Below are 14802 nucleotides of genomic sequence, written 5' to 3'. Positions count from 1 at the left end.
CCACCCGTACCTACAATCTGCCCGCACAACCGCTGGCGGCCGCGCTGGACGCCTACAGCCGGCTGACCGGCGTCGATCTGGTGATCGGCGCAGCGCTGCCCGCGGGCCATTCGGCGCCTGCGCTGCGCGGTGACTTCGACGATGCGCAGGCCCTGTCGCGCCTGTTGGCAGGCAGCGGCCTGCGCCCGCGCTTCGTCGATGCGCGTCGTGCCGCCCTGGAGCCGGCGCCGGCTGAACGCGCCGATGGCAGCCGTCGCACTGGCCCGCGGCGGGTGCAGGGTACTACCGCACACGGTCAGGCACCGGGTGCCGGCGCCAGTCAATATGTACCGGCCACCCGCGATGGCTTTGCGCCCCCGGTGGGCAGCGAGCGCGTGGCGATGGCCGAACGCCAGGAAGGCAACAGCCTGCTGCGCTCGATGCCCGGCACCCACAGCTTCCATTCGCGCAGCCAGCCGGGCCTGCAGGTCAACATCCGCGGCATGACCGGTGCCGGCCGGGTCAACACCATGATCGACGGTGTCACCCAGACCTTCCGCAACAATGCCGGGCACGGCTCGGGCGGCCCGTTCGCCTATGTCGATCCCTTCCTGCTGGCCGGTGTGGACGTGCAGCGCGGTGCGGTCGCCGGTGGTGATGGCGCCGGCACGCTGGCCGGCAGTGCCAACTTCCGCACGCTGGACATCGACGATCTGCTCGGCGAGGGGCGCGACTGGGGCCTGCGTGCGGGCTACCGCCACGGCAACAACGGCTACGGCAGTGGCCGTACCTTCGCCGGTGCCTGGCGCCACAGCGAAGAGGGTGGCGACCGCCAGTTCGGCCTGCTGGCCGCCGCCAGCAGCAGCCGCAGCAGCGAATACGCGACCGCACGCGGGCAGAAGAACAACGCCGACCCGGGCAGCCAGCAGCCCAGCAGCTGGCTGTTGAAGGCGCGCCTGCAGCCCAGCGACCAGCATCGGCTGGACCTGAGCCACATGCGTTACGAAAACGACTTCTACCACAACTATCCGTGGCAGATTTCCGCGCGCAACCAGCGCGCCAGTTACCACTACACACCCTATTCGCCGTGGATCGACCTGCGTGCGACCTTCGCCAGCAACAAGACCCGGCTGTTCTACCCGCCGGTGGAGGACTCCAGCTACATCGGCCGCCGCACCCACAGCAGCCTTAGCAGCTGGACCGTGGACAACACCAGCCGCTTCGACATCGGTGCACTGCAGGCGCGCTGGAACACCGGCATCAAGCACCAATCGGACATCTATGTGGCCGATACGCCCATCCTGCGCGGTGCCAACCCGCAGGGTCGCAGCCAGCTGGACAGTGTGTTCAGCACGCTGGAGCTGCAGTACGACATCTATGCCCTGACCGCAGGACTGCGCCAGGACCGCTTCGGCATCCGTGGTCACATCCCGGTGTGCTCGGATGTGCCCGGCCAGTGCGCGGAGATCAATGGCGGCGACATCGACGTGCGTCGCACAGAGCGCGCACTCAGCCCGAGCCTGGCGGTTTCACTGCAGGCCACCGACTGGCTGCAGCTGTTCGCCGAGGTCTCGCGCACGTCGCGGCCGCCGCGCGTGCAGGAAATGTTCTTCGAGAAGATCCCGCTGGAGGACGCCAGCGTCGCCGACGGCATCGGCGCCAATCCGTTCCTGCGCCGCGAGCGCTCGCGCAACCTGCAGTTCGGCGCCAACCTCAGCACCGACTCGCTGCTGGTCGACGGTGACCTGGCACAACTGCGGGTCACCCGCTTCGACAACCGCATCCGCGACTACATCAAGCCGCAGTACCTGCTGATCGTGCATCCGCCGGAAGTGGAACCGTTCGTGGTGCCGATCGACAGCGATCCGCAGCTCAATGCCTGGACCGATGTGCTGGACGCCGACGACTTCAGCGCCACCACGCGCTGGATGAACCACCCCGGCGTGGTGCGCATGCGCGGCATCGAACTGGAAGCCCATTACGCCAGCGAGCACTACCACGCCACGCTGAGCTGGACCCGCTCGCGCACCAGCGCGCCGGCCATCGAGTTCGTCAACCTGGAAGACATCACTGCCCTGCCCGACCGCTACTGGACGCTGGACGTGGGCGGCCGCTGGTGGCAGCAGCGCGTGCAGGCCGGCCTGCGCGCCGAGTACTCCGGCCCGACCGAGGAAGGCTACGACTTCTTCCAGACCCGCAAGACCGGCGGCACCGGCGTGCTGCTGGACTTCTACGCCAGCTTCAAGCCGCAGGCCAACACCACGCTGTGGCTGAACATCGAAAACCTGCAGAACAAGGCCTATGACAACAATGCCTCGATCGACAGCATCTTCAGTCCGATCCTGGACCGCGGCAACGGCCGTGGCCGCACCGTCTCGATGGGCGTCAATGTGGCGTTCTAGCCGCCACTGGCTGCCGCTGTGCCTGCTCGCGCTCGCGTCGATGGCCAGCGCGCAGCCGATGCCCGGCAAAGTGCTGGACCTCGCCAGCGGCCAGACCCTGGACGAAGCTGCGTTCGTGAAGCGCGCAGCGAACGCTCCGCGACTGCTGCTGGGCGAACGCCACGACTTGGCCGGTGACCACGCTGCCCAGCGCTGGCTGCTGCACGCGCTGCAGCAGCAGCGTCCACAAGGCGCGCTGGTGCTGGAGATGATTGCCAGCGAACGCCAGCCGCGCCTGCAGCGGGTGCAGCGCTGGCTGGCCAAGGGCAACCATGCCGACGGTGCACGCCTGCAGGAGCTGCTGGGCTGGGATACTCGATGGCCGTGGACCGCCTACGGCGGGCTGGTGCAGGACGCCACCGCTGCCGGCATCCCCTTGTACGGCGGCAATCTCGCGCGCGTCGAGGTCAACGCCCACCTGGCGTCCGCTGATGCGGTGCGGTTCCCGCTGGCCGCCGCCCGCCAACGCCTGTCGGATGTGGTACTGGCCCAGCACGCAGACGCGGCACCGATGCTGGAAGGGATGCTGGCCGTGCAACAGGCCCGCGACACGCGCATGGCACAGGTGCTGACCGCAGCACCCACACCCGCGCTGCTGGTAGCCGGTCGCTGGCATGTGCTGCGCGGCACCGGGGTGCCGGGCTACCTGCCACCGGATACGCCTGCGCTGGTGATCGCATTGGCTTCGCCGGGTGAAACCGTCGGTGCTGCTGATGCCGATCTGCTGTGGGTGCTGGACGATGAGTGAGCGCGGCCAACACTGGCAGGCGATCGTGATCACCGTCGTCCTGCACCTGCTGCCCCTGCTGCTGTTGGTGCACTGGGTTGCAATGCCGCCGATGCTGCCACCGCCGGAGCAGGACGTGCGCATCAGCCTGCGCCTGCTGGCACCGGCCACGCCGCCACAGCCCGTAGAGGAGCGCCAGGCGGATACCCCCAGCCAGGCGCAGCAGGCGCGTGCATCGCAACCGACCAAGTCGCCGCCACCACCGCAGCCTACCGCCGCGCGCGAGGGCGAGTTGGCCGCCAGCGAAACGGGCGGGACGGGTCGAAAGCCGCTGCCGGTCGCCCCGCCTGCGGCCGCGACCGATGCAAGTCCCGCACCGGCATCGATCACGGCCGCGCCGCCCGCTCCAGACGCGCCACCGGCGGACTTCCAGGCCGGCGCCGCCAGCGACCAGTGGGAAGCCCGCCTGATGGCGCGGCTGGAGCGTTACCGCTATTACCCTGCCGCCGCGCGCTCGCGCCGGCAGCAGGGCACTGCCTGGGTCAGGGCCAGCATCGACCGCGAAGGTCGCCTGCTGGCGCTGCGGCTGGAGCAGTCCAGTGGCCAGCCGATGCTCGATGACGCTGCGCTGCAGACCTTCCGTCGCGCGCAGCCGCTGCCGCCCATTCCCGATGAACTGAAGGCACCGCAGGAACTGGTGGTGCCGGTGGAGTACTACCTGCGCTAGGCGGCGTAGGCCTCCGCCTCGATCTCGAACAGCATGCCGTCCAACGCCAGTCGCGGCACCGGGATCAGCGTGCAGGTGGGCGCCGCGCGGTTCGGCCAGCGCCGTCGCACCTGGTGGGCAATGATGCCCAGCCGGTCCTCATCGTGGTCGACCACCAGGATGCGCAGCCGCGCCACATCGGCCAGACTTGCGTGCGCCGATCGCAGCGCGGTCTGCAGGTTGTCCAGCGCCTGCCCGACCTGTTCTTCGAAGCTGGGCGAGAGGCGGCCCTGGGCATCCTCGCCGCCCTGCCCTGCGACATGGATCACCCGCGCCGGCAGGCGCACCACCGCCACGTGTGAGTAGCCGTTGGCCGAAGGATCGTAGAGGCCCGGTGGATTGAACAGTTCCAGAAGGCCATGGCTGAGGTCCGGTGTGGTCAGCAGGTTCATGCCGCGCGCCTCGTGGGGGATGCCGGCAGTCTGTGACCTCAACTCCGGTTGAGGTCAAATGGGTCCTGTGCAACAGAGTAGTCCGCCATGCGCAACGATCACGCGTTCCCGTGGACTCGAGCCTGCTCGACTTCCACCGACCAGAAGCAGTCGAGCAAGCTCGACTCTACAGAAGCGTGGTCACGTCCACGCTGGGTCTGCGGTGAAATCAATGGTCAACCAGAACGTGCTGCCCCGCGCATCCAGCCGCACTGCAATCTCGTCACGCATCGCATCGACCTCGCCCACTGAACCCAGCGGCGTGGCCGGGTCGGCCAGCACGTGGATCTCGATGAAGCGCATCCGCCCCATCTTCGCCACATGGCTGGTGAAACCGGCATAGCCACGCTCGGCGACGAACGCCTGCATCACCCGCTGCACGCGCCGGTCCAGATCATCCGGTGCCACCTGCAGCACTTCGCGCATGGCCTTCCAGGCACCCCGCGCCGGCACCGGCAACACCGCCAGGCTGATCAACGCCAGCACGATCGAATCCAGGTACGGCACCCAGTGATGCCACTCACCACCGTGCAGGACCAGCGCCAACACAAAGGCCAGTACCACTGCCAGGCTCATCAACCCGCCCAGCAGCCAGCCCCGTACATCCAGCCACAACAGCGCGGAGCGCAGATGCCGCGCCCGCTGCGCGACGAACGCCGCCATCGCCAGGTTGCTGGCACTCAGCAACGCCGCCCACCACAGCGCGGGCCCGAACTTCACTTCGTGCCCGCCCGTGGTCAAACCGATCACGGCGTTGGCCAGCGCATACACGCAGGCCAGCGACAGGATCACACCGCCCAGCGCCTCGACCATCGGCTCCAGGTGCCAGTAGCCGTACTGGAAGCGCGGGCTCTGCTCCCGCGCCACCAGCCGCAGCACCGACAACGACACCAGGGTCAGGGCGACATCGACCAGGCTGTACACGCCGTCGAACAGGATGGCCTGCGATCCCACCAGCAGGCCACCGATGAAGCCGACCGCGCTGACCGCCAGGGTGACCCCGATCGAGAACTTCAGGATGCGTTGCTCGCGCGCGGTATCCATCGTTCGCCGAACGGCCGACCGTTGCCGGTCAGGCCTTCAGCACCTCCACCTTGTACGAAACCGCATCACCCTCCTGCTCGATGATGAGCCCGTGCACGTCCGACTCGAAGCCCGGGAAACGCGCATTCTGCTCGCGGGCGATGCGCAGCGACTGGATGATCGGCTCGTCGCTGTCACCGAAACGCTCACCCGGCATGATGGTCGGGATGCCCGGCGGGTACGGCACCAGCATGGTCGCCGCAATGCGGCCACTGATCTGCTCGATGTCGACCCGTTCGATCTCGCCCTTCACCAGGTGGTTGTAGGCATCGGCCGGGGTCATCACCGGCGTCGGCAGATCCACGTACATCTCGCGCATCACCTTGGCCACGGCGAATTCCTGGTTGAACGCATGCAGCGCGTCGCACAGGTCACGCAGGCCCCAGCCGGCGTAGGCATTCGGATAGTCGGCGGCCAGCGTCGGCAGTGCCTGGCTCAGCGGCGCATTGCGATCGTAGAGCTCCTTGAACGCCATCAGCTCGGTGACCAGGGTGCTCCACTTGCCCTTGGTGATGCCCATCGAGAACAGGAACAGCACCGAGTACAGGTTGGTCTTCTCCACGGTGATGCCGCGGCCCCACAGGAACTTGCTCAGCACCGCCGCCGGGATGCCCAGCTTGCCCATGCTGCCGTCCATCGCCAGGCCCGGCGTCAGCAGGGTCACCTTGATCGGATCGATCAGCACATAGTCATCGACCAGGTTCTCGAAACCGTGCCAGTGCGCATCCGGCTGCAGGTACCACTCCTCGCGCTTGGCCACCAGCGGCGCCGGCGTATCGCCCTTGTCCAGGCTGCGCTCGACCTGGGTCGGCTGCCACACGCTGAACCACCAGTCGTCGCGACCGAGGTCGTCGCGCACGTGCAGCATCGCGCGGCGGAAGGCGATGGCCTCGTCGTGCATTTCCTGTACCAGCGAGCGGCCCGCGTCGCCTTCCATCATCTTCGAGGCCACGTCACAGGCCGCGATCACCCCGTAGTGCGGGCTGGTCGAGGTGTGCATCATGAACGACTCGTTGAAACGCTCGGCATCCAGGTTGCGCTGCGCCGAGTTGCGCACGTGGATCATCGACGCCTGCGAGAACGCGGCCAGCAGCTTGTGGGTGGAATGCGTGGTGAAGATGATCGCATCCTGCTCGCGCGGCTTGCCCTTGGCCATGCCGTAGTGGTTCTCGTAGAACGGATGGAACGCAGCATAGGCGTACCACGCTTCGTCGAAATGCAGGAAGTCGACCGCGCTGCCGATCTCGTCGGCGATCTTCTCGGCGTTGTAGCACAGGCCGTCGTAGGTCGAGTTGGTGACCACCGCGATGCGCGGCTTGGAGCCGGCCTTGTAGGCCTGGCTGGCCAGCGGGTTGGCAGCGATGCGCTGCTGCAGCGACTCCGGCGTGAACTGGTCCAGGCTGATCGGGCCGATGATGCCGTGCGCGTTGCGGCTGGGCGTGAAGTACACCGGCACCGCACCGGTCATGATCAGCGCGTGCAGCAGCGACTTGTGGCAGTTGCGGTCGACGAACACCACGTCGCCGCGGGCCACCGTGCCATGCCAGACGATCTTGTTGGCGGTGGAGGTGCCATTGGTGACGAAGAAGGTATGGTCGGCACCGAAGTTGCGTGCGGCCTCGTTCTCGGCGTCCTTGATCGGGCCGGTGTGATCGAGCAGCGAACCCAGTTCCGGCACCGAGATCGACAGATCGCTGCGCAGGGTGTTCTCGCCGTAGAACTGATGGAATGCACGGCCGACCGGCGACTTGGTGAACGCCACGCCGCCGGCATGGCCTGGCGTGTGCCAGGAGTAGTTCGACTCGGCCGCATGGTGGATCAATGCCTTGAAGAACGGCGGCAGCAGGTTCTTCATGTAGTCTTCGGCCGCGCGCATCACCTGCCGCGAGATGAAGCTCTTGGTATCTTCGAACAGGAAGATGAAACCGTGGATGTACTTGAGCAGCTTGCTCGGCACCTTCTCGATGGTGCGGCGCTCGCCGTACAGGAACACCGGCAGATTGGCGCGGCGTGCGCTCTGCTCGCGCAGGAAGGCGGTCAGGCGCTGGAACTCGCCATCCACCTCTTCACTGCCGTCGATCGAGATCAGCACCGCCGAGGCCGCCACGTAGGTGCGGGCACCGGCGCGGGCATCATCCAGGTTCAGGCCGCACAGCACGCGCTGGTCGTTGCTGCGCAGCTCCTCCACCAGGGCGCGGATCAGGATGCCGCCGATGCGCGGCGACTCGTAGTCGTTGTCGATGACAATGACCGGATAGTCCAGGGACTTGAAGTACACGTTGATTCTCCTTGTCTAACTCAGGAACGCTGGGCGCCGGCGCTGATGGCCGATGCCTCGCGGGCGCGCTGCCGCTGCTGGCGGCGCTCCTCGCTGAAGAAGGGATAGAACACGGTGATGAACAGCACGAACAGGAAGGCGTACTGCACGATGGTTCCCGACGAGCCGTAGATCGCCCACAGGCAGTACACGACGGTCAGGCTGGTCAGGGTCCAGAACGCACCGGTGTGGACCAGGGTGTGCGAACGCTCGACCACGAAGTAGCAGGCCACGCACGAGTAGATGTAGGGCAGCAGGGTCAGCACCACCGCCGCCGACGTGATCACGTCGAACTGGGCCGACGCGGTTTCCGAGGTGGAGGTGACCAGCACCGCCAGGGTCATCAGCACCGCCACGATCAGCACGCCCTTGACCGGCACGTCGTCCTTGTTGGTCTTGCTGAAGATGCTCGGGAACAGGCCATCATCGGAGGCCGCCTTGGCACTCTGTGCGGTCAGCAGGATCCAGCCGCCCAGCGAACCGGCAGCGCCGATGAAGGCACACAGGCTCACCAGCGCGCCGCCCCAGCCACCGACGGCCTTGGCGGCAGCCAGTGCGAACGGAGCATCGGAGGTCTGCAGCTCGCCATTGGGCACCATGCCCATGATCACCGACGAACTGGCGATGTAGGCGATGGCAGCCAGGAACACGCCCGCCAGGGTGGCGCGGGCCACGTTCTTTTCCGGATTCTCCACCACGCCGGCAGTCACCGAAGCGGATTCGACGCCGATGAAGGCCCACAGGGTCAGTGCCGCGGCACTGGAGATCGCGCCGAAGTTGGATTCACCGGACACGTTGTAGGCGCCCTTGAAGATGTCGGCATCGAAGAAGAACCAGCCGAAGATGGCGATACCCAGGATCGGCACCAGCGCGAAGCTGGTGGTGACCGTCTGCACGCGGCTGACGAAGGCCGGGCCGATCATGTTGGCGAAGCTCAGCGCCCACACCAGCACAAGCACCGCGATGCAGCGCACCAGCGGCTCGGACAGGATCGGGAAGAAGTAGCTGAAGTAGCCCACCGCCGCGATAGGAATGGCGACGTTGCCGATCCAGTTGGCGAACCAGTAGATGGTATTGGTCTGGAAGCCCATGTAGGGCCCGAACCAGTCACGCGCATAGGCATAGGGACCGCCGGCCTTCGGTGCCAGCTTGCCCAGCTTGGCGAATACGAAGGCCAGCAGCAGCGCACCGGCGGTGGTGATCAGCCAGCCCCAGATCGAGGCGGTGCCGATCTTGGCCAGACTGGACGGCAACAGGAACACGCCTGAGCCCATCATGTTGCCGGCGACGAGGAAGGTGGCTCCGACCACCCCGATTTTCTTTGCTTCTGCCATGACAATCTCCTGTACTGGCATGAGCCCGGTACAACCGGGCGTGGGGACGGTTACGCTGGCGTACGACCGCTGGCGCCTATTTGATGAAGTTGTATTGCAGACTGCCCTGCACCCGGACCGTGTCGCCGCGCGCGCCGCTCTGCTGTTCCAGGCGGCCGTACAGCAGCTCCATGCCCATCGTCCACGACGGTGCCGGGCTCCAGATCAGGTTGAACACGCCGTAGCGGCTCTGACGGAATGCGTCGGCTGCCAATGCAGCATTCCGCTCCAGGGTCAGCTGGCCGAAGATCAGGTTCGAACGCCACAGCTCGGACCAGTAGTGGGTGTAGCCAACGAACCCACCGTGCAGGTCCAGCGCATCAAGGCGGCCATCGGCACCGACCACCGCGTCCAGCCCGGAGCCGGTCAGGTCGGCGGTGTAACGGCTGAGGCCGCGCCCGCCGAGGGCACCGAACAGCAGCAGGTCGCGCTCGCCTACCGAGGCCGAACCGCTGAGTTGCAGGCCACCGGCCATACGCCGGTCGCGCTCGCCATCGCCGTCATAGGCCAGGCTGCGTGCCACCGCACCCAGCTGCAGGTGGCCCCAGTCGCGCTCCATGCGCGCGGTCACCGTCACGTCGGGCAGGCGGTTCACTGCGGCTCGCTCATCGCTGGCGCCGGCCAGTTCGGTCTTCGGATCTTCGGCGGCGACGGTCAGGGTGTTGCCCTTGCCCATCGCGAAACTGTGGTGGATGCCTGCCACCAGCAGGTAGCCGGCACCGCCGGGACCTTCGAAATCCAATGTGTCGGGCAGGCTGTCCGGATCCATGAAGCTGGAGTAGCCGTAACCGGCATAGGTATTGCCGAGCTGGCCATAGGCATGGCGCAGCCGGAATTCGTAGCCGTCACTACTGCCGAAGAAGTCGTTCTCCAGGTAGAAGCGCAGGTTGCCGTGCGTGGTCGGACGTCGCGCCTCGAAACTGAAGCGGGTCTGCTTGGCATGGATGTTGAAGTTCGAGACATCACGATGACTGCCACCGACCGGCATCGACGAGGGAATGAACTGATCCTCATCCCCCGCTGCACGCGAATCGGCGATGGCATCCAGCTTGGCGTAGCCGCCGATACGGATTACCGTGTCAGTACCCGGAATGGCGAAGAAGCCCTTCAGATCCGGATCGGTCGGGCCGGCCGCACTGTCCGGTCGCGACGCGGCGGTGGACGGATCGGCCACCGATTCGCGCTGCGGCAGCACCGGCTGTGCCACGCCCGGTACCTGGGTGGGGTGCAGCAGGTTGGCAGTGCTGGCAGGCGCGACCACGGCGGCGGGTGCCTGTGCTGTAGCAGGCGCAACGGTTGCGTCGCGCTGCTCAAGGCGGTCCAAACGCTGCTGCATGCCCTCCAGCGCCTGCCGCATGGCCGCAATCTCACGACGCAGCGCCTGCGCGTCCTCCTTGTCATCCACCTGTGCATACGCCGGCGTGATCGCCAGTGCTGTCACACAGGCCAGGCTCAGTACCGCCACGCGCATTGCATCCTCCCTGGACGACCCCTGTTCGCAGCACGCAGACAGGACGCACGCATGCGCCACTCCGGCCTCGTGCTGCCGTTGCTGGAAATGCGGATACTGCGTCGACGACACCGGCCAGCCTGCGCATGGCAGGCAACAGGACGATGACACTGTCCTGCCCGCTCCGATGTCGACGCCATCAAGGCCGCGCTGCCAGAGAGGTGGCGACCGCAGCGGTCTGGGTAACAAGCACGGAGTGAGAGTGTCGTGAATGGCTGTGCCAGCCGACCCTGATCAGGGCGTGGCGAGCGCGGCATCCATCGCGCATTGACGCTGTATTCCATGCGTCACAGGCTAATCCGCCTGTCGTTTTTGGCCTTGATTGGAATCAAGGCGGGATGCTTGATGTCAGTCACGATTCATACGTGACGATGAACCACTGTTGCGCGGGCCCACAACCGCAATGCCCGCCATGGAATGCGACAGGCCCGCATGCTGCCATGCGGGCCTGCGCAATGTTTCATGGGGCTGGCGCCACTCAGCGCGGGCCAAGCACCGTCTGCAGATCGGCACCCTGCGGCAGACCCGCACGACGCTGCACCTGGCCCTGTGCGTCCTGGAACAGGATGCCCGGTGTGCCCTGGAAGCCCATCTCGATCATCAGCACCTGATTGGCGTCGAGCTTGCCAGCGATCTCGCGGCTGATGTTCGGCAGCGCCTTGATGCCACCGCGATCAAAATCGTGCTCGTTCTGCAGCAGCGCCGCACTCGGGTCACGCGCGGCAAGGATCGCCGCGGCCTTGGCCGGGCTGTCCTCACGGATCACGCCGACCATGACGTGACGCAGCTGCACCTTGCCGGCATCGACCCACGGCCGTGCCGCTTCCCAGAACTTGTGGCAGTACGGGCAGTTGGCATCGCTGAAGGTGTAGACCACGCGCGGCGCATCGGCCTTGCCATCACGCACCCAGGCGCTGGCTTCCAGCTTGGTCCACATCTTGGCCGACATCGGCGAAGCCACCAGCTTCTCAACGGCCTCAGCGGCTACATCGTTGCCCTCCGCATCGAACAGGCTGCCGACCAGTACGTGCTTGCCATCAGCGGTGACATAGGCCGCTGCCGGCTGCTGGCCGCCGACCACGCCGGCGAAGCCCCGCAGGCCACCGGGAGCATCGAATTCTGCGCCGACCTCGAAACCATGCTTCTCGATGCCCTTCAGCACCGCAGGACGATCGCCCTTGTTGGCCGTGGCTGTGGCGCTCGCTGCCGGTGCCGCGGCGGTCTTGCCCGGTGGCGTCTGTGCCTGGCTGCAGGCGGCCAATGCCAGCAGGACCGGCAGCAACAGCACCGCAGGGGCGGTGCGCAGGGAAGTCGACAACATGGGAACTCCGTAGTGAGATGCCCGCGCAGGCTACCGCAGCCGGCGCAGTTTGTGTTCAAGACCGGCTGCCGTCAGTTCGCCCAGGTGCAGTTCACGCAGGCGCCCTTCGGCGTCGAAGAACAGGGTCGAGGGATAGGCCTGCACGCCCAGCACCGTGGATGCCGCAGCGTCATCATCGAGCAATACGTTGTGCAGCAGGAGCCGTTCGCGCGCAACGAAACCCTGGACCTCCTCAAGGGTTTCACCCTGGTTGAGGAACACGAACTGCACGTCCGCATGCGCCTGCTGCGCCGCAGCCAGGACCGGCATCTCGCGCCGGCAGGGCCCGCACCAGGTCGCCCAGAGATTCAGCACCAGCGGTTTTCCCCGGAACTGCTGCAGATCAACCCTGCCCCCCTGCAGATCAGCAACCTGCAGTACCGGCAAGGGCATCTGACGCTCCTGCCATGCGGACAGCAGCTGACTGCCGCCCGCCCATAGCAGCACACCCGCCAACGCCGCGCCCAGCACCGGGGCGCGCAACGCCCGCCATGGGCGCACCCGCCACAGCCCCCATGCCGACCCCGCAACCAGGACAACCACCAGGTGGTAGCCACCATCGGCAATCTGCAGAATGCTCCACGGCGCCTCGCGATACAGGGCGAAGTTCAAGGCCACGAAGCTGATGCGACCACACAGCAGGCCCACCAGCAGCATGTCCAGAACCATGCTGGGTGCAGAAGGCAGCGGCATGCCGTCCTTCCTGCGTGGCCACAGACGCGCCACGGCCATGGCAATCACTACGCACACGAGAATCAACACCACCGGCATCGGCACCGGCCCAACGCTCGACATCAGACCACCTGTTCAATCGTCCACTGACTGCATGGTCGAAGTGTCGCGCTCCGGTTGCAAGCGCGACGATGCCGCCGACATCAGGCCGCGCTGCGCCCCAGTTGCATCACCGACGGCGATTGCAGCCCGCGCAGGCTGCCTGCCACCGACGGCATCAAGGGCCGCTCGCGACGCTTGCTGCTGACGTGACGCCGATAGTTGGCCGGCGTCATGCCAACGATGCGCAGGAACAACCGGCGGAAAGCACTCTGATCAGCGTAGCCGACCCCCCACGCCACCTCATCGATACCCGCCCCCTGCTGCAGCAGGGTCTGCGCCCTGGCGATGCGCAGCCGTTGGCAGTATTCGATCGGCCGCAGGCCGGTGGCCTTGAGGAACCGCCGCTGCAGTGTGCGCGGCTCCAGCCCGGAGACCTCGCAGATCGCGGCAAGGGTGGCGCCGCGTGCCGCCGTGGTGTGCAGCCAGCGCTGTGCCTTCAGCACATCACGATCGCCATGTGCGAAGTTGGCGCTGAAGCGCTCCAGGTCCTGCTGGATCGTGGCGGGCACGGTGATGCCCAGTTGCTGTGCGACCGCACTGGCCACGCCCTGCCCGTGCAGCCGGTACAACAGTCGCAGGCCAAGGAAGCGCCAGGCCTGGGCCCCGCCGACCGTCAGCAGGTCACCGTCATCCACCAGCGCCCGCTCGCTCGGCACCCAGCTCGCGGCCTGCGCCTGCAGGCCTGGATGGCGCCCGAGATCGGGGCCACTGACCGTACGCCCGGCCAGCAACCCGGCACGTGCCAGCACGCTGACGCCATCACTGGCGGCGGCCAGCAGGCTGCCGCCGTCATAGTGCGCGCGCAGCCAGTCCAGCAGGACCTCGTCCGCGCGCAGGCACGCGCCGGCACTGATCTGGCCGGGAACCGCGATCACAGCCGGGATGGCCGCATCGAGCATTTCCGCACCCGCAATACGATGCACCCCGGTCTGGCTGGCCGGCACGATCCAGCGGGTGACCAGCACCCGCTTGAACGGCCGACGCTGCTGCTGGGCAAGGCGATTGGCAACGTGCGCCATTTCAGCCAGTACGGAGGCGGCAGACGGATCACCTCCCGGGTATTCAACCACCGCGATCTCGACGAATCCTTCGTTCCTGAATCCTTCCACAGACCACCTCCTCGGTTCGTTGCAGGCCATCGAACGGCCGGTTCAGGCGAAGGGTAGGAACTGGTCCATCGGCGGGGCTATGAAGAAAGTTGCAAAGTGCGCTGAATGCGCGCACCCGGGCCAAGCCTTGACTCTCGACCAGACTCCAGGCTTCACAATGGTCGGCAGCCCCTGCAGGAATCCGCCATGAACATTGGACAACTGGCCCGCCAGGCGGGCGTACCGATCGATACGGTGCGCTACTACGAACGACAGCAGCTGCTGCCGACTGCGGCCCGCTCGGCGGGTGGCTACCGCATCTTCGGCGAGCAGGACCTGCGCCGGCTGCGATTCATCCGCCGCGCCAAGGCGCTGGGCTTCAGCCTTGAAGAGATCGGCGAGCTGCTCGCATTGAGCGATCGCCATTCGCAGGACATGGGCAGCGTGCGCGACACCGCGCAGGCACGCCTGCAGGACATCGCACAGCGGATGGCGGAGCTGCAACGCATGCACACTGCACTTTCGCTGCTGGTCGACGCCTGCCCAGGTCACGGCGCGCTGGACCAGTGCCCGATCCTGGCGGCACTGACCGACGACGCTGCACAGGCGAAAGGCGACTGACATCGGCTTCGCAACGCATGTGAAGAAAAGTGCAACAAATGCTTGCCAACCCCCTGGGGCAAGGCTATTATTTCGCTCCTCAGCGACGTGGGGCCATAGCTCAGCTGGGAGAGCGCCTGCATGGCATGCAGGAGGTCAGCGGTTCGATCCCGCTTGGCTCCACCAATCTTTCGGCATTAGGCCGTCGAAAGGTCGCTAAAGAACATTGATGAGAATTGCGTCCCCATCGTCTAGAGGCCTAGGACATCACCCTTTCACGGTGGCGACCGGGG

Annotated in this window: 12 protein-coding genes and 1 tRNA gene; 5 read left to right on the top strand and 8 right to left on the bottom strand. The window is 66.5% G+C overall.

Annotated features, from left to right (window positions below; genetic code table 11):
* The 3 genes from QRO95_RS22020 to QRO95_RS22010 all read left to right on the top strand — a co-directional run.
* The coding region (locus QRO95_RS22020; protein ID WP_285303484.1) for a TonB-dependent receptor at positions 1–2381 on the top strand (2381 nt) is incomplete at its 5' end.
* On the top strand, positions 2368–3168 hold the full coding sequence (locus tag QRO95_RS22015) for a ChaN family lipoprotein (RefSeq protein WP_285303483.1): 801 nt from the start codon (positions 2368–2370) through the stop codon (positions 3166–3168). The genes QRO95_RS22020 and QRO95_RS22015, both read left to right, overlap by 14 nt.
* Entirely contained in the window at positions 3161–3874 is a 714-nt protein-coding gene (locus tag QRO95_RS22010; protein ID WP_285303482.1) for an energy transducer TonB, read from the top strand. The genes QRO95_RS22015 and QRO95_RS22010 overlap by 8 nt, the downstream gene beginning before the upstream one ends.
* On the opposite strand, the gene QRO95_RS22005 is transcribed toward QRO95_RS22010, so the two are convergent.
* The 8 genes from QRO95_RS22005 to QRO95_RS21970 all read right to left on the bottom strand — a co-directional run bounded on the left by QRO95_RS22005 (position 3871) and on the right by QRO95_RS21970 (position 13930).
* The gene (locus QRO95_RS22005) at positions 3871–4305 is read right to left on the bottom strand and encodes a RidA family protein (RefSeq protein ID WP_285303481.1); all 435 of its coding nucleotides are present in this window, start codon (positions 4303–4305) and stop codon (positions 3871–3873) included. The genes QRO95_RS22010 and QRO95_RS22005 overlap by 4 nt on opposite strands.
* Before the next feature lie 180 nt (positions 4306–4485).
* Complete coding sequence (locus tag QRO95_RS22000) at positions 4486–5388, bottom strand: cation diffusion facilitator family transporter (protein WP_049398424.1); 903 nt, start codon at positions 5386–5388, stop codon at positions 4486–4488.
* Between the two features lie 28 nt (positions 5389–5416).
* Positions 5417–7705: an Orn/Lys/Arg decarboxylase N-terminal domain-containing protein gene (locus QRO95_RS21995; protein ID WP_006373744.1), complete on the bottom strand. Its 2289-nt coding sequence runs from the start codon at positions 7703–7705 to the stop codon at positions 5417–5419.
* A gap of 20 nt (positions 7706–7725) precedes the next feature.
* Positions 7726–9078 carry an arginine/agmatine antiporter gene (gene adiC / locus QRO95_RS21990; protein ID WP_006461445.1) on the bottom strand — a complete coding sequence of 451 codons (1353 nt, stop codon included), beginning with the start codon at positions 9076–9078 and terminating at the stop codon, positions 7726–7728.
* A 76-nt stretch (positions 9079–9154) separates the two neighbouring features.
* Complete coding sequence (locus QRO95_RS21985; protein ID WP_032129378.1) at positions 9155–10588, bottom strand: DcaP family trimeric outer membrane transporter; 1434 nt, start codon at positions 10586–10588, stop codon at positions 9155–9157.
* A gap of 517 nt (positions 10589–11105) precedes the next feature.
* Complete coding sequence (dsbG, locus tag QRO95_RS21980; RefSeq protein WP_285303480.1) at positions 11106–11948, bottom strand: thiol:disulfide interchange protein DsbG; 843 nt, start codon at positions 11946–11948, stop codon at positions 11106–11108.
* A 30-nt stretch (positions 11949–11978) separates the two neighbouring features.
* A complete protein-coding gene (locus tag QRO95_RS21975; RefSeq protein WP_032129380.1) occupies positions 11979–12782 on the bottom strand; it encodes a TlpA disulfide reductase family protein in 804 nt (267 codons plus the stop codon).
* An 80-nt stretch (positions 12783–12862) separates the two neighbouring features.
* Complete coding sequence (locus QRO95_RS21970) at positions 12863–13930, bottom strand: GlxA family transcriptional regulator (RefSeq protein WP_121503557.1); 1068 nt, start codon at positions 13928–13930, stop codon at positions 12863–12865.
* A 186-nt stretch (positions 13931–14116) separates the two neighbouring features.
* On the opposite strand from QRO95_RS21970, the gene QRO95_RS21965 reads away from it, so the two are divergent.
* Together QRO95_RS21965 and QRO95_RS21960 are read left to right on the top strand one after the other, a co-directional pair.
* Positions 14117–14530, top strand: a complete 414-nt coding sequence (locus tag QRO95_RS21965) for a heavy metal-responsive transcriptional regulator (RefSeq protein WP_032129382.1) — start codon at positions 14117–14119, stop codon at positions 14528–14530.
* A gap of 89 nt (positions 14531–14619) precedes the next feature.
* Positions 14620–14695: transfer RNA gene (locus QRO95_RS21960), tRNA-Ala, on the top strand.
* Positions 14696–14802 lie beyond the last annotated feature (107 nt).

This window comes from Stenotrophomonas maltophilia group sp. Smal13 (genome assembly GCF_030236855.1).
GTDB lineage: Bacteria > Pseudomonadota > Gammaproteobacteria > Xanthomonadales > Xanthomonadaceae > Stenotrophomonas > Stenotrophomonas maltophilia_A.
The sequence above is the reverse complement of the archived record's forward strand: the minus strand, read 5'-3'. Positions and strand labels throughout refer to the sequence as shown.